We start from the raw sequence: 16,653 nt of genomic DNA on the forward strand, positions 1-16,653 counted from the left end.
ATTTCCCGACCCGAACTATCGTCAGGCGGGCGGGACGGCCGGCTCCGCACGATAAATCGTCGTGCTGACCAGTTATGACAGCAGCAACCCCGCAGCCTGTACCGCCACCTTCGACACAATCGGTGGCGCCGGCAGCACCGCTCCCAGGGACACGGTCCAAACTGGCACCGTTCGCGTGCTACCTGAAAGCTGATTAACCGGCGCCGGCAAGGGTTTTGCCGGCTGGCAGTATAACGGCAAGACCTATCAGCCCGGCGAGTGCTTCACACAGCCGTCCTCCAACGTGACGCTAAAAGCGCTGTGGAACGACAAGGTTTACTCCATCGGCGGCATCGTGCAGGAGGGCGATCCGACCGTCGCCGCCGACCATGTGGTCGTCACCCTGATGCTGGGCAGCCGACAGATCGGGCAAACGGTCACCGGTATGGACGGGAAATACAGCTTTGAAGAGGCTGTTCCCGGGGTCTACAATCTGGTGGCAAACAAAGATGGCGTGACCCAGACCGTTCTGGTCACCATCAAGGACAAGGCGGTTGCAGATCAGACCATTACCATGCCCATCGGCAAGCTGAGCTCCGTGGTGGAGGTCAAGGCTGGTTCTCCCGCCATCGTGGTGGGCAATCTTGAAAAGGCCTTCACCCAGCAGGATAAGACCGACGCCGCGAGTAAGACGGTGGAACTGAAGCTCACCGCTGAGGCCAAGGCGGCGGACAGCACAAATAACGCACAGCAGGCAATCGTGAAAAAGGCCGGTAGCATTGACCTGTTCCTTGACTTTACGCTTACGAAAACGATTGATGGTACTCCACCAAGTTTTTTGGACAGTTCGCCCGTTCTGCTCATTGCGGTCATCACGTTACCCGCCGAGCTGCAAGGTAAGGACAGCTACACCGTCTACCGCTATCACGGTACGGAGGTACAGATTCTGACCACCACCGCCAATAAAGACGGTGAGAAGATTGAGGTTGGAAAGGATAAGACTACGCTCACGGTCTATACCAAAAACTTCTCGGCTTGCGCCATCAAGGGCGCTACCTATTCGGGCGGTGGCGGTGGCGGCAGTGGCGTACCCAGTTACAAACTGGCCTTTGAGCCAAACGGCGGTAGCACCCTTGCGGCGCTCTCAACGGCCGCAGGTACAACGGTTGATTTGTCCGCTTATACGCCTACGCGCGAGGGGTATACCTTTGCGGGCTGGTACAGCGACGCAACCTTGACCACAGCGATTACCAGCGTAAAGCTGACGGCAAATACCACAGTCTATGCTAAGTGGACGGTAAAGGGGGCGATGCCCTTCCCCGACGTTCCTGCTGATTCGTATTACTATGATGCGGTTCTCTGGGCTTTGGAGAAAGGCATCACCGGCGGCACAACGGCAACGACCTTCAATCCCAACGGTATCTGCACCCGGGCGCAGGCGGGCACCTTCCTCTGGCGTGCCATGGGCAGCCCGGAGCCGACTGCAGCAAGCTGCCCGTTCAACGATGTGAAAGCAAGCGCCTATTACTACAAGGCCGTTTTGTGGGCAACCGAAAAGGAGATCACGAAGGGTACGACCGATAGCACCTTCAGCCCGGATAGGACAGTTACCCGCGGCCAGACCATGACCTTCCTGTGGCGAACGGCTCGTAATCCTGCGGCGGATACGACGAATCCCTTCGCGGACGTGAAGGCCGACGCCTACTACGCCGACGCAGTGCTCTGGGCGGTCAAGGAGGGTATCACCTCCGGCACCAGCACAACTACCTTCAGCCCTGCTGACGGCTGCACCCGCGCACAAATCGTGACATTTTTGTATCGGTATCTGGCAAATAAAGAGTTCCAAGTTAGAAAGATTAAAACCTAATTTGTGCACACAAGTAAGGGACGGTTTCGTTGAAATCGTCCCTTACCGGTTTATATTTTAATTACTGTTTTTTTGCTTTGACACCCAACTAGCAATCCTGGAAATGGACAAACTTCATATAATGGTGCAATGTACACCCACTTGCAGAAGAAGCCGCACAAAAATATCCTGTACGGCTTTTCTTGCACATCGATGATTTTACGCAAGATCACACTGCTGTCATCCTGATTATACGCTTTTCGACAAAATAAACCAGTAGAACGAGTCGACCAGATTCGACATTCAAGCCGCAACCTGCAAATACAGCTCCATCGGCTCTTTCACAGAATCGGACACAATTTTATCCATTGCGCTTGCATCACCTTTCCGGTAATACGAATCGAACGCATCGTAATATCGCTTTCAATCGATATACTTTACATTGATAGGTGGATACCCGTTTTGCATCAGAAACAAATTCAAAATTAGATGCCCGGTAACCGGATATCGGAATAATAGCAACACGATATTTTTTTATCGGAATTAATTATAATGAAATCATGTGAACTGTGTGGGGGCAGCCCCATGCATGGTTCGCATCCCCATAAAAATAGTTGTTTTAGGAATTTTGGCATTTTTGCAAAGAGGTTGCGAACCGAGCGTTTCTTCAAAAAGATGCGAACCAGCCGACGAGAAAACCGCGTGGTTCGCATCTTTTTTGAGGTTCTTAGAATGGATAACCATTGATATTACAGGCTTTTACAAGGGCCCGCGTATCAGCTGGGAGAGCGTACGGTTCGCATCCGTAAGGTCGAGAGTTCGATCCTCTTCGTCTCCACCACAACATTTAACATACGAACCCTTGGATTGTAAGAGTTCGTATGTTAAACGCAATGCTCCACCAGATAAACCACGAAATTGTATGATTTCGTGGTTTTTTCATAATTTTTTGGAATTTTTAATGAGATGCGAACCACTTGCCTGCAAGCCGCTTTTGCACAATTTCTGGATTTGTTCACCACCCGGTTTGCATCTCAAATAAGGGTCTGATCCCCGCTTCTTCAATCAGGCCGTAGGCTGGAGCAGATGCCTAATGGTTTTCTTTTGGGATGGTGTAGGCTCTAAGAGTATTTACCTCTTTCTCGAACCACGGGAGGCGACTTGTTACCTCTTTCGCCTCTATTTCGCTTAAAAGACGTGGTTTTACGCGCTTTTCATCATAAAAGCAAAAAGATTCTGGTAATTACAAATTACCAGAATCTTTAAATTATCCCTACACATGATATGTCGACTCTGAGGGAACATATTCACAAGTTACGACAAAAAGTTGCTATTTTGAGCCAAATATATCTCTTTGGGAAATGAATTGGTAAATACTAGATTCTTTAGAGAATAATTGCTATAATTGCTGTTGGATACAATATTTCTATAAGCTGTGATTGAGGTGATATTGTGGCCAAAAGAAATGCTGATTTGACTGTCGCAATGGCAAAGCGTATTTCTTCAAGACGCAGAGAATTAAACCTGACGCAGAAAAAAGCAGATGAGCTCATTGGGCTTTCTCCCTCATGCTATGCCTGCATTGAAAGAGGTCTCAAAAGCGCTGGCGCTGACAGTGTTATAAAAATATGTGCAGCATTCCAGATCAGCGCAGATTATTTGTTGAGCGGCCATATGTTGCCCGGTGAGCGGCAGTATATAAATCAATTGATGGAGTGTTTAACAGAAGATCAGCGCACATGCGCTGAAGAAATTATGAAAATTTTTTTAATTGCCTGCGGTCATGAAATTTCCGAAAATAACGACTGCTGCCGAGTGACAATGAAGCGAGGTGAAAGTATGCCGCAAAAAGCTTCAGATACAGAAAAAGATCGAAATTTTGAAGCGCTTTATCGTTCCAACTATGCAGGATTGTTTCGCTATGCGACTGTAATCTTAAATAGCCACGGTTCCAATGACTCCTCCGTAAATGGCCGTGCGGAAGAAGCAGTCCAGGAAATGTTTACGTTTGCATGGGAAAACCGCGAGAAACTGCTTACCCATACATTCTCCGTCGGTTGGCTTTACAAATGCTTGTATTATAAGACGCTAGGATTTCTGAAAGAGGACCGGGTATGGACAAAACGTATCCTTCAAATGTCTGAATCCGGCGACGAAAACTTCAAGTCCGATTTCCGTCTGAAATCGGAGATGACCAGTATCATTTCGGAAGATGATTATCTGCTGTTGAAGCGGCTATATTTAGATGGCTATACTTATGAAGAATTGTGCACAGAATTAAATCTAAAGAAATCGGCACTGGCCATGCGAATTAAGCGTATCAAAGAACGGTTTATAAAGGAGTATAGTTCTGATTAAAAAACTTTTAAAAGCGAGTGAACTATTACGTTCCAGTGGACATTACATAGCAGAGGAGGTTCACGGAGATGCCAGATGAAGGAAAAAAACAATCATATCCATTTCTGGAGCATATGAGTACGGAAGATTTGGAAAAAATGCTCGCTCAGGATTTCATTGCGCCTGACGACGCGGCGCCGGATATTGATTATATTATGGCGATTATGGAGGTGATTCAAAAAAGGGAAGCAAAAGAGCTTTCCAGCAAGCCGGTAGATGTGGACGTGGCATGGCAAGATTTCAAGGAAAACTATCAAGGGCAGATTGATTCCTTTGGAATTGGTAATCTCCAAGAACCAGACTCATCACATCCAATCCAAATTGAAAAAAAGATTAACACCGCTAAACGGTTTCATATCCTTCGATACATTGGAATTGCCGCGGCGGTCATTGTACTTCTGTGTGGAGCCGCCTCAGCATTTGGTTTTGATATTTTTCAGGCCCTTGCTGATTGGACAAACGAAACCTTCGGCTTCGTGTCCAACAACGGAGCTGCGCAGCAAACGAGTATATCGGTAATTCCACAGGATGACCCGTACAGTAAGTTGCGCACAGATGTCGCAGACGAGACTGATATTTTGCTGATTCCCACGTGGGCGCCGGAGGGTACGGAAGAGACTGGAAATACCAGCGTTGTAAAGCGAATGGACAGCACTCGAATTTTTAGTAGCTTCACGACCAATGATGGGGAATTTACAATTAACATTCAAATCTACGACGCATTGCCGGATGATTACAGGACTGTTTATCAAAAGGATGATCGTCCGATGCAGGAGTATGAGACTAACGGAGTTACTTATTACATCATGCACAATAATGCTACCTGCGGCGTTGCGTGGACAAACGAAAATATTGAGTGTGCAATTCAGGGTGACCTAGGAGTAGAAGATTTGGAGAAGATGGTTGATTCTATTTATGGGGAGTAATTATCTATGAAAGAGAAAATCCGTCGTTTATTCAGTACCTTAGCCGCTTGCCTTCTGATTTTGACCGTAATGACCCCGATGGTCGGAGCCTCTGTTCTGCGTTCCAGCGATTATTTTTGGAGTACCAGTGTGTTAGCCACGCCTAGTGGAAATGGAAATCTAGTCGTGGAGATCGACGTTAATGCGACAAGAACAATGAAAGAACTCGGCGCTTCAAAGATTACAATTTACGAGCAGCAGTCCACTGGAAGATACAGTGCCGTCAAAATATTTACCCGGGATAATACCAGTAGCCTGATAACACAGAATGTTGCGGTTGCATACGCGCGTGTATCTTACAAAGGAGTATCCGGTGTGAATTATTATGCCACTGCCGCATTTTACGCAAAGGACAGCAACAACACCAGTGAAACACTCTATTACGACTCCAATGTCGCCACTGCATAGCTATAAACAAAGTGAGAGGGAAGCATGTTTAGTGCTTCCCTCTCTCTTTTGATTTTTTAATGTTGATGTGAACAATTGCCGCCCGGTGGACATTACTTATTAGAAACCCAAATTACGAAAGAACCGGAACCGACGAACCCATATCACCGGGGGCACGAAAGGAGCGGGCCAATGCAGTAATGACTTGTTAGAAAACTATTTAAAAGCCTGGGGATGGTTCAATTAGTACTTCTAAAAATTCATTTCAAACCAGTACCAATGAGCCATGATTTTCTCTGTATATTCAGAGTTATCCCCATCGACCGTTTCCGATCTCCAGCCGTTATTCACTTTTATGAAATTGGTTTTGACTCCTTGATATCCCAAAGGCATATTGTCCGGTGAATAATAAAAGCCTTTATAAGAACTGGATGGAATTAATCCCCGTGTTTCTGTCACAAATTCCACCATATTAGCATCTCTCCAATAAAAAACCGTCCAGTCTTGATAGGTAGTTTGCATATCTGCATTATTAACCTCAGCAATGCCATCTGCAAACTCTTTTAATTCTTCGTGGTTTTGTTCGATGTAGCTCGAAATAGTTGCTTTAGAATCCCTATGAGCCATCAAAATCAAAAGAAAACATAAGGCTAATATAAAAATTATAAGTACTGAACGATATGCTTTTCTTTTCATGGCAAATCCTTTCTCACTTGAATGAAAAACAATTACTTTACTCTTTTACCATTATATATGGCTAAATAAAAAAAGTAAATTTTAAAAAGCGCAAAAAAACGCACAAAACTTGCTTGTAAAATTGTAAGCTTTAAAACCCAACGCACAAACGTTATAAAATTAGCAATTGGAAGCTGTTACTCCGGGTATTCTGCAGTTTTAGTGATCCTAAAATTTAGTAAGGAGAATATTTATAAAAAAATTTGTAACATTCATGATTTCCATTGCATTATGTTTCAGTTTTTGCATTGGACAAGTTGCAGCCACTCCTGTTTCTTTCACTAGTGATGACAAAGCGTTTTCCTACATATGGGTCTCACTGCGCAATAGCGGCGATCTAAGTGTTGGAAGTGATGGACTTTTACAGGTTAATGCAGATAACCCTCTCTTATCAGTCCAAGGTTACGAGAGCTTTTTGAATATGATTAATATATGCAATGATTCCATCAAAAATGGAATCATTGCAGTGGATGCAAATACTGTTGAAATTTTCAGTGTTTTGAAACCTGATGAAGAACCAGCCCCGCCTAATTTTACTCAGCCCATGATGGAAACTACTCCAATACTACGTGAAGATGGGCATGGATGTTCAGTGGAACATCTTAACCTTTTGTTGCTGTGTTCACGTAATTATGAAACACTTGAAAATTATTATCAGGAAATGCTTAGGTTAAGCCTTGTTAATCCAAATCTCAGCCCATGGGGCGCAACGGCAGGCTTTTGGGTCAACAAGGTTGAGCCAAATGGAGAATGGGATTATAAGGTACAGCCAGGATATGCACCGTGGAATAGGCAATTTTGTTGCTATTTTGACGGCTCCTATCACCACATAACATCTGAATATATAGGGAATTTCAATTATGGCTATACAGGCCAACTTCTATTCAACCTAAGTATACTTCATTTTGGCAGTTCTGCGGTTTCCGGCTTTGATCCTGCTGATAAAAGTGACTGGCCTGCAATTGATGCTGGCTTTGAAATTTCCGATAGTTTACATTAAAACTTTAATAGTTATTTTACAAAAAAGATAATTCTCAACTGAACGCGTAGTATTCAGTTTGACTGGATCATGGAAGTCCCGCACTGTCCGAAAAGGACAGTGTGCTGCCTCTCTATGACCTTAATGGAAAGGTGATCGGCACCTTTGTGCAGGATGTGGGCGTTAGCTCCAACAGCAGAGAATTTGCAAAGCTTACCGTTGACGCCGCCGGGGCAAAGGTTGCCGCTGGGGCATACCTCACGCCGGGACAGACGGCAATGCTTCCCAAGACGGATGCAGAGTTGACTGCTCTTGCGGAAAAAGCCCCGACCATCACGCCCTATTCCCGGAACAGCAAGGGGCAAACCTACGGCTCCGAATCCATGGCCGGGGCTGTCGGCTATTCTCCGGATCTGATTGCTGTCTTAGCCACGAACGAACTTTCCGGCTATGTCAAGAAAAACGAGTTTTATGATGCGCGCAAACACGCGCAGACCGACCCATCCAGCAGGGTGATTCCGGTGTACGATTTAAACGGTAAAGTCGTGGGCGAGTTTAAAGTTGAGCCAGGCCAAGGTTCAAACGATCCCGCATTTTCCGGTTTGAGCATTGAAGAAGCACAGAAAAAGCTTATTTAAGGCAAAAGGCCCAAGTCAAGGACTTAGGCCTTTTGTCCAACGCTATACAGATAGAATTACAAGACGGTAAATAATTTGACATTAATAAAATATAGATTTATAGATGGATTTCTAAATCTGCTGTGAATGCTATAACATTAAAAGGGGGGAATCAAATCATTATGAAATCACAAGCACCTAAAATGCTGGCAAGAATTCTGTCCTGTGCTCTGAGGCGAAACCTTTGATTGCACTGTGCCTATTATGTTTTGTTCACGGCTAAAAATGAAGATGATTGTAAGGTGGTTGTTTGAAGCGATTGATATATGTATTTCTTGCGGTTTGCGTACTTGGTATTCTCTTCTCGCTGATCGGCTCTAAAAAAGACGAACGGTTTCAAACTACTTTTCCATTAGAGGAGGAAGAGATTACCGCTACGCTGGAAAAAGTCGGGCTGCCGGGAGTTATTTCCGAATCAGAAACGGATTCGTATAGAAAAGGACATATCCAATATGTAGTTCGCAGCCCAACGGAAACGTATGACGGCACCAACAATAGCGTGTTTCTCGCGGATATTTCCTCTGCAAATTATAAGGGCGAACGAATGTTATATACAATATTTGATCAGAGCGTTGATTCTGAGCAAATTGTGTGGGAGGACTGGAAGCAGCAAATCGTGTTTGCCACGCTGCTTTACGGTGGTTTCGAGAATGAAGAGGAGGTTTATCAGGCGTTCCTAGAAAAAGAAGTTCCAGAGGGTAAAGATTTCTTTGGGAAGGCCGTGGAACTTCCTGCGGGATATAGCAGGGTGTCCTATAGGGGGGACGTGCAACTTCCTGAGGGATATTGTATGGTGTCCTATACCTTCAGGAGTCATAGAACTTATGACGAAGACGACTTTCCTATAAAGAAACAATCCGCTTCTTTGAGAGTAAACATCTATGAGTCCTACGAGCTTTATCAAAAACTCAACACGAACCAGCAAGGCAAAACAAGCCGTTAAGGATGCTCAGTTTTTAGATATTCAATGATAGCTCTTTTCTCTTGTTTTGTTATTGTTATAGTTGATATCAATAAAGACCGCCTTAAAAAATTAGAGGTGGGACAGCGCTTGGAACACTGTAAAATACTGTTTTAGTTGGACAATCTGAAGATGCTGATTGTAAAATGTAATACATGCAATATTTTCCTTGACATTTAACCGCCAACGAATTATTGTATTAGTATACTGATACATTTGCGATTGGAGAAACTAAATGAATACGATGAAAAGCATCTGGGTGAGACTCCTGATCTGCTGTTTTACGGCGGTATTGCTGCTGAGCATTGGCGCAGGAGCTGTCGACAACACTGAGTCCGCAGCCCGTCAAGATGATCTTGACTATCTGTACACAACGTTAAAAAGCAGTCATCCCGATCTGTTTGCCAACACGCCGGAGACCGCCTTTGAAGCGAGGAAAGGCCAGATAGAGCAACGGCTTAGCACGGAAAGCATATTTGATTTTGCGCTGGATTGCGCAAGTCTGGCCGCGCTGGCGAAGGACTCACATACCAACGTGTCTTTAGGCAGCAACGGGTATGATCTTCACATTTGCCTGTTCGACATGGACTTGTACGACGGGACGTGGGTTTTGAGCGCAATCGACAGTGCCCATAAATCACTATTAGGCTCCCGGATAACCGCCATCAACGGATTTTCCATGGAGCAGGTTCTGGAAAAGTTCGGAACCATTCTCAGCGCGGACAACTTGGTGAAGCTGCGGTATTCCTATTGGCAGATGTGCTATGTGCTGGAGCCGTATCAGTATTTGGGAATTGCCAAGCAAGGCGAGCCCATGCGCATAGAGGTGGAGGATTCCACAGGAAAAACCAATACATTGACGGTTTCCTCGGTGAGCCAGAGTGCTTTTCGGTCTGAGGATTTGGCGATGTTGAGCGATTGGCAGACAGGCTCGGCAGCCACAGCCTATCAAAAAACGAAGACCTATTTTTCAAAGGAATTGAATAGCAGCACCTATTACATCCAATACAACAAATGCGCGGAGGATGAGGACCTGCCCATGAAGCTGTTCTGCCAGCAGGTTCAGGCTGCGCTAGAGGCAGGAAGCTATTCTTTAATTCTGGTAGACCTGCGAAATAACGGAGGCGGCTCGGACGGTGTGATCATGCCGCTGCTGAGACTGCTGGCACAGCAGCGCGAGCAAGGCGTTCAGGTAGCGGGATTGATCGGGAAAAGAACGTTTTCATCTGCCATTATCAATTCCGTGGAGCTGCAGGAAATGGGCTTCGCGCTGGCAGGAGAGGCTACCGGCGGCAGCGTTGACCACTTTGGAGCGGTGCAGTCTTTTAAACTGCCCAATTCCGGTATGCGAATGGGCGTTTCCTCAAAGTTTATTTCAATGAGCGGTTATTTTGACGCCGCCTCCGGCAAAGGCGTAGAGCCGCTCCAGCCGGACGTTAAAATCGTTCAAACCCTCAACGATTCTCTGGCAGGCAGAGATACGTGTATAGAAAAAATTCTTGAAAATCCCGAGATTTTACAATCTGCGGAACGCGCGGATGTCCCCATGACCCGTGGACGTTTTGTGGGGCTGCTATTTCAGGAAGCAGGTACGCCCGGATTAAATATTGAGAGCCAGCCGTTTGGCGACCTCCTGGGGATTGAATGGTATCTGCCTGCGTTAAACTGGGGAAAGTCAACGCAGATTGCGCTGGGAGACACTGCGGGCAATTTCGCCTCTGCGCGCGCTGTCAGCTGGCAGGAGGCCGCTGTATTTCTGGTTCGCACTGCCGAGGCATTGGATATTCAACCTGCGTCCATGCGAGGCGACACTGTACCGGATGCACTGAAGACCACAGCGCGGAATGAAGATGCTGTACAGAAAGCGTGGAGGTGGGGGTTGCTTCCGGAATCCGGGGATTTTTCTGCTGCTCCAACTCGTGCGCAAGGAGAAACCATGATAAAGCAACTGTTTGCAACGAAATAAGTACGATCAGGACTCTCTTCTGGGGTTATAATTTTTTCATAACTTCCTTAGAGCACTGCAAATTCGAACCATGATGCGAAGTACATTAAGGAACAGGTCATTACGAAAGGCTTAGTGACATGAAAAGAAAAATAGCAGCAGGGATATTAGCCATTACTCTGAGCTTTTCCCTATTTGCGTGCGGATCAGAGCAAAAAGGCAGCCAAGAGAGTTCCACTTCAAGCGATCTATATGCTGATACGCAGCTAACTAATGAACAAATGCTCTCGGATTATGATACTATGTGGAAAGCCATGAAAGAAAGCTATCCCTTTTGGGGAGTGCTTGCACGGAGCAAGCCGGAAGATACAGACTACTATGATGCAGTCATTTCTGATTATCGCGGGCAGCTTCAACACGTCGAAGCAGATAGCGACAAGGCAATGGAAAAGTTCTTATATATTGTAGCCTACAGTCTATATGAAGTGTGTGGTACGGTTGGACATGTGAGTATTATCAATCCAGACTATTTTCAAGGGTTAGATGCTTATAAGAAGTACGCTGACGAAATGCCGGAAGTACAGCCGTGGGTTGACGTGATCGAAAAGCCAGAAGTTATTTCTTTCTATAAATATTACGATTACCTGCAGACGCTTTTTATAGAAAATAAAAGTGGCGATGAATCCAATGATGCGAAAGCGAACGAACAGCCGGAAGAAGAAAGTAAATCTGCAAGTACAAATCTGATAACAAAAATATTTGAAGAAGCGAAAACCGCTTATATCAGGGTGGATTCCTTTGAAGATTCCTATATGGATGCCGATTTGCCAAAAATCCGTGCCTTTTTAGAGGAAGCTAAGGATTACAAAAATTTGATCATTGACATTCAGGAGAATGGCGGCGGCAATACTAACTACTGGGAGAATGCCTTTGTCCGTCCCAATATTGCCAAACCCATCAGCTCACGGTTAGTACGGCTAATGAAAGACACCGAATTGACCCGGCAATTCTACATGCTAGGGTATAAGGACTCCACATTAAGCCCAGAAGCAGTCAAAAACAATACAAAATTTAGGGAACTGCCTAAAGCTGATATGGCGGATTTGACTCTGGCAAGGGAATTATTAGATACGACGGAGCCAGAAAAAGATGAGAAGCTATTTAACGGGAAAATATGGGTATTGGTAGGGCCTGCGGTTTACTCCTCGGCGGAGGCATTTGCCGTGTTTTGCAAAGATACGGGGTTTGCTACTCTGGTTGGACAGACAACGGGCGGCTCCGATAGCGGCGGCCCAATTCTATTTGAGCTGCCTAACAGCCATCTTTTGATTCAGTTTGACGTGGAGTACTGCCTTAATGCGGATGGAAGCTGCAATCAGGAGATGGGCACGGTGCCGGACATTGAAGCGGAAGATGCGCTGCATAAGGTGCTAAACTTAATTGAAAAACCGTAATTAAAATCTCTTGCGTTATCTATACAAAGCTAATCGGTGAGCTCTTATGTATCAAGGAGAGGCTGCCATAGATCAGCGCCTTCTGCAAAAACCGGACTGATTTAGGTGAACGTTGACTCACCATAGCATAAAATGCCCATGTACGCAAACACGCTGAAGCAGCTTATGTTCTGTATTGTGGGGTATGTTGACACCCTACTTTATTTACATGATGACGCCAGTACAATTCGCACTATAAAAATCCATAAAGTAAGACGTCACATGATCGTTATTAAATGTCAAAGTTTTTAAATAAAGAAAAAAATCGCCCAAAGCCGCAAGGCTTTGAGCGATTTCTTGGTGCGCCAAAGCCGTCCAAATTCGAACTTTTGATATCTTCCAAATTGATGGTTTTCGCGCTATCCCGGTAGTTAAAGGTCAAAACGACTTTATCATTGAACACGTAGTACGTGTGCGACCACGCGCATTCAATACAAATGGCTTCCCGCTGCGTGTTCGTCATCTTTGGACATTTATGGCGTTAATCATCTCCTTTTTGATTACCCCTACGGCGTAATGATTAAAATCTTGCGGACAATCTTGGCCTCACGCTCGCCAATCACCAACGTGCTGGGGTGAGCCCAACAAGCAGTTCCGGATTCTCTATGGTGATTATAATGCCGAGCAGAAGAAGCTGTCTGCCGCCAGACCCTAGAAAGAGGTCTAGCTCCAGAAACTGCGGGACTCCGCTGTCTGGCCCGCAAATCTTGAGGTTGCATATCTTTCGCGGGCATTGACCGCTCCACCCTTGGTGTATTCGACAATTGACAAATTTTAAAAACTATTGTATAAATAAAATTCCGTGGTTAGTAACACCTAACTACGACTGAGGGGACAATGCGTCCAAGAGTTTAAGGAGGATATTTCATGGTCCAGAAGATGCACAGGCAAGGAATAAGCTTGCTGTTGGCGCTGGTGATGCTGCTTTCGCTGGCAGTACCCCCGGCGTTTGCGGCACAAACGGTGGTTTCCATCAAGGATACGGAGATCACAACACAGACAAACACATTAACCGTGAATTTAACCCAGGTTCCGACAGCCGGACTTTTGCGTGTTTTTCAGTTAAATAGCAGCGCACAATATACATCTGATTTGTTTACTAATACTGCATATATGCTGGCGCAGGGATTTATTACCACCCTCAAGGTCGGCGACAATGACCTGACGCTGTCCACTTCCCCTGTCGCGGGCAAAAAGATCGTTGCCGTTTTGCGGGATGGGAGCGGCAGCAGTTCCGTGGATTACGTTTCCGAGCCGCTCATTGTTGCGGGAAGTCCTGTTGTTACAGATCCCAGCGCCATTTTGGCAAATTGCCGGGTCAGCCTGCAAAAGGATGGGTCGGAGCGGACGGAGCCTTTCCGGGAGGATGAGACTTCCGTGGATGTTAAAGTCTCACTGGATGGGTCTGTTGAGGCGTGTACCCTGACAATCTACGCCTATGCGGGCAACACCACCTTTAATCCGGACGCAACTTATAACAAGCGCCTGTGGTCTGGCGCGGTGAAGGATGGCGATGCAGTTACCTGCAACTTTAACGTAAATAATCTGCCCCTGACCGTGGGGTATAAAATCATTGCCTGTCTGAACGTGCCGGTGGGAGAGGACAATTATCGTCCCATCAATTCTCAGGCGCTGCAGGTTGTTGATGATTCTGGTAACGGATTTGAAGATTATACGTATCCCGATGTGACGATTGACGAAACGGTACTTCACGCGGGGGCTACTTCGCTGCACATCAGCCTGACCGGTGATGAGCGGTTGTTTCAGGCCGCAAGGGATAACAAGACGACCATCACATGCGCGGTGGCCCAATATCCCGATGGAGACGCCTTTGACTTTGAAAGCAGCAAGCAAATTCCTCTGAAGAATAATTTGCAGAAGACTGAAGCCTTTAATGGAGAGGAAATTCAGCTCGACGAGCCGCTGCGTGAGGGTTATCGCGTGCGCGCGGTGGTTTATTGGGCGCAGAATCAGGAACTGTTTTTGCCAAAGGGCAACGACTATGAGGCGGCCTTTAACCGCCCCGATGACTCGGTTCTGGTTTCTGCCGCACCCGATCAAGACGCGCTGACGGTTATGGTCAGCGGGCCCGTTGAAAGTGATGCGGCAAGCGTTTCCGTCACCGTAGGCGGCACTGTGCCGGACGGCTCCATTTTGCTGCTGAAAAGCTATCCGGCGAGTGTAACGGAATTTGCCTCGGATTCAGGAGATGCTTACGGCATAAAAGCAAGTCCGGTGACAGGCGCAAATACCATCACCCCCAATGCCGGAGTTTCCCTGACCGCCGGCAAGCAGTTGGTGGCGTTTGTTTTAAATGGCGGAGCGGCTGCTGCGCAGTCCCAGCCGGTGACGGTGAAAGCTGCGCAGGATTTGACAGTTTCCCTGGTTGGCAAGCTCACCCCGGAGAGTACACAGGCTGTCTTTCAGGTGACCGCGCGCAATAGCGGTGTCACAAACCTGAATGTGGTCAAGCTCTGCAAACTGGTTAACGGCGTGGCGAATACGGGCACCCCCTTGCAAACAAAGTACGCTCAAAGCCCGGGGCAAATTGCCTTTGACCTCATATCCACGCCGCTGGCGGCGGGGGATCAGGTGTGTCTGGTCATTACATACATGAACGGCAATAGTACTTTTACCAGCGGCGCGTTTTCCGTTGCGGCCGCGGCGCAGCCCGGGGTTCCAAGCGTGACCTTACAGAGTTCTGAAATTACAGCTGATACGAAGAGTATTGCGGTGTCGCTGGCAAATATTCCGTCTTCGGGGATTCTGCGGGTCATCCAATTGGATGCCACTGAAAAATATGTGGGTGACAAGCTCAACAGTTATACGAGCTTGCATTTTGCCGTGCTGAGCAGTTTGGAAGCAGGGGAAAATACGCTTGCTCTTTCTTCCACGCCCACGCCGGGTAAAAAGATCCTTGTCGTAATGCGGAACGGTGGTGTTAATCCCTCAGTAGATTACCTATCTGATCCGATGATTGTTTCGGGGGAAGTCGTGGTTCCGGCACCCACCGCGAAAATTCTCGATACCAAGGTAACCGCCGGAATGACACACGTGAACGTGGGCATGACGTTTGACGCTTCGGTGGGCGCGGCTTCCTATACGCTGTATCAGTTTACCGGAAGTACGCTGGATCTCCAGACGGCCAAGGTTTTGAGCACTGGAACGCTGCCTCTCGGCACAGCCAAACGCACGCTTTATTTTGGAGCCGGAAGCTTAACTGCCGGAGTCAATTTGCAGCTTATGGTCACGGCGGGCAAACAGCAAACGCTGTCAAATATTGTGGCTGTTCAGCCCTCGCCAAACTGGGGAATGCCCTATGCGGCGTTTGAAGCCGCCGCAATTCCTTCCGATGCACCGACCATTCCGGTTACCGTTGATTATTCAGACGAGTATCTGACCATGGGCAACGACTTCTATTGCACGGCCACAGTCTATCAGTTCCCCGCAAATTACACGGACAGGGAATTTGAAGAGGGCGAACTGTGGGAAAGCCCGAAAGCGACTGTGGTTGGACAAATCAGCAGCCGTTCCGGCGACACTGCCAAGGGCAAAGTGGAAATCCCGGTGCGGGAGGGGACGACGCTCATTCCGGGAAATCGTCTGATTGTCAAGCTCCGTCTGCCGCATACCGAATGGGCGGAAGAGGAAGTTGACTATTTCTCCGTTTCTGCGCCGATTGTCAGCGCGGGTACCACCATGGCGGGGCCAAAGGTCGCGCTATATAATCTGGGCGAAAATACTTCCCGGGGAATGCGGCTGAGAAGCATTTTGTCCGGTTTGGGCATTGAGGTGCTGGATGTTTCGGATGCCGAGCTGAACCAGACTGTGGGGTATCTTGCGGGGCTGGATGGATATGAAACGGATGAGACGCCGTATTCCGGCAGCGGTGTGGACACGGAGTTCATGCTGATATGCAATTTGTCTGATGCCCTGCTGGATCGCTTTTTGGCGGGGATGCAGGCGGATGGATTACGCATCGACCACAAAGCCGTGGTTACCGAATACAACCGCGAGATGCAATATCACGAGCTGATTGACGACATTGCTGAGGAGCATGAGGTGTTCCAAGCGCTGTTGGCGCTGGATGCGATGGTTGATCAGGCGCAGGCGTTGAGCGAAGCCGATTATGGTGCAAAGGAGCATTGGACGGTGTTACAGGAAGCCATCGCCGCCGGTATTCAGGTTCTTAGCAGCTATGAACCCACGCTGGAAGCCCTGACGGACGCCAATCGTGTGCAGCAGGAGCAGTATCTCTTGAATACAGAAAGGACGGTTATCAGCGGCGC

At 47.3% G+C, this 16,653-nt stretch carries 11 protein-coding genes; 10 read left to right on the forward strand and 1 reads right to left on the reverse strand.

The features are described 5' to 3' along the window. The first annotated feature begins 283 nt into the window (after positions 1-283). The 4 genes from RTK01_RS11345 (at position 284) to RTK01_RS11360 (ending at position 5,595) form a co-directional block, all read left to right on the forward strand. On the forward strand, positions 284-1,846 hold the full coding sequence (locus tag RTK01_RS11345; RefSeq protein WP_312281077.1) for an S-layer homology domain-containing protein: 1,563 nt from the start codon (positions 284-286) through the stop codon (positions 1,844-1,846). Between the two features lie 1,431 nt (positions 1,847-3,277). Next, the gene (locus RTK01_RS11350) at positions 3,278-4,183 is read left to right on the forward strand and encodes a helix-turn-helix domain-containing protein (protein ID WP_312281078.1); all 906 of its coding nucleotides are present in this window, start codon (positions 3,278-3,280) and stop codon (positions 4,181-4,183) included. Positions 4,184-4,251: 68 nt separating this feature from the next. Continuing rightward, positions 4,252-5,148 carry a DUF4367 domain-containing protein gene (locus RTK01_RS11355; RefSeq protein WP_312281079.1) on the forward strand — a complete coding sequence of 299 codons (897 nt, stop codon included), beginning with the start codon at positions 4,252-4,254 and terminating at the stop codon, positions 5,146-5,148. A gap of 6 nt (positions 5,149-5,154) precedes the next feature. Then, the gene (locus RTK01_RS11360; RefSeq protein WP_312281080.1) at positions 5,155-5,595 is read left to right on the forward strand and encodes a hypothetical protein; all 441 of its coding nucleotides are present in this window, start codon (positions 5,155-5,157) and stop codon (positions 5,593-5,595) included. Positions 5,596-5,826: 231 nt separating this feature from the next. Here the strand turns inward: RTK01_RS11360 and RTK01_RS11365 are convergent, their stop codons facing one another. Next, entirely contained in the window at positions 5,827-6,270 is a 444-nt protein-coding gene (locus tag RTK01_RS11365; RefSeq protein WP_312281081.1) for a hypothetical protein, read from the reverse strand. Positions 6,271-6,523: 253 nt separating this feature from the next. On the opposite strand from RTK01_RS11365, the gene RTK01_RS11370 reads away from it, so the two are divergent. The 6 genes from RTK01_RS11370 to RTK01_RS11395 form a co-directional block, all read left to right on the forward strand. Next, positions 6,524-7,309, forward strand: coding sequence for a polymorphic toxin type 44 domain-containing protein (locus tag RTK01_RS11370; protein WP_312281082.1), 786 nt, complete (start codon positions 6,524-6,526; stop codon positions 7,307-7,309). Between the two features lie 101 nt (positions 7,310-7,410). Next, positions 7,411-7,926, forward strand: a complete 516-nt coding sequence (locus RTK01_RS11375; RefSeq protein WP_312281083.1) for a hypothetical protein — start codon at positions 7,411-7,413, stop codon at positions 7,924-7,926. A gap of 289 nt (positions 7,927-8,215) precedes the next feature. Then, positions 8,216-8,908, forward strand: coding sequence for a hypothetical protein (locus RTK01_RS11380; protein WP_312281084.1), 693 nt, complete (start codon positions 8,216-8,218; stop codon positions 8,906-8,908). A 253-nt stretch (positions 8,909-9,161) separates the two neighbouring features. After that, entirely contained in the window at positions 9,162-10,892 is a 1,731-nt protein-coding gene (locus RTK01_RS11385; RefSeq protein ID WP_312281085.1) for a hypothetical protein, read from the forward strand. 119 nt (positions 10,893-11,011) lie between these two features. Further along, a complete protein-coding gene (locus tag RTK01_RS11390; RefSeq protein ID WP_312281086.1) occupies positions 11,012-12,325 on the forward strand; it encodes a S41 family peptidase in 1,314 nt (437 codons plus the stop codon). A 906-nt stretch (positions 12,326-13,231) separates the two neighbouring features. Further along, positions 13,232-16,653: DUF3783 domain-containing protein (locus tag RTK01_RS11395; RefSeq protein WP_312281087.1), on the forward strand; the 3,422-nt coding region annotated here is incomplete at its 3' end.

It is taken from the genome of Oscillibacter sp. (genome assembly GCF_031978065.1).
Taxonomy (GTDB): domain Bacteria; phylum Bacillota; class Clostridia; order Oscillospirales; family Oscillospiraceae; genus Oscillibacter.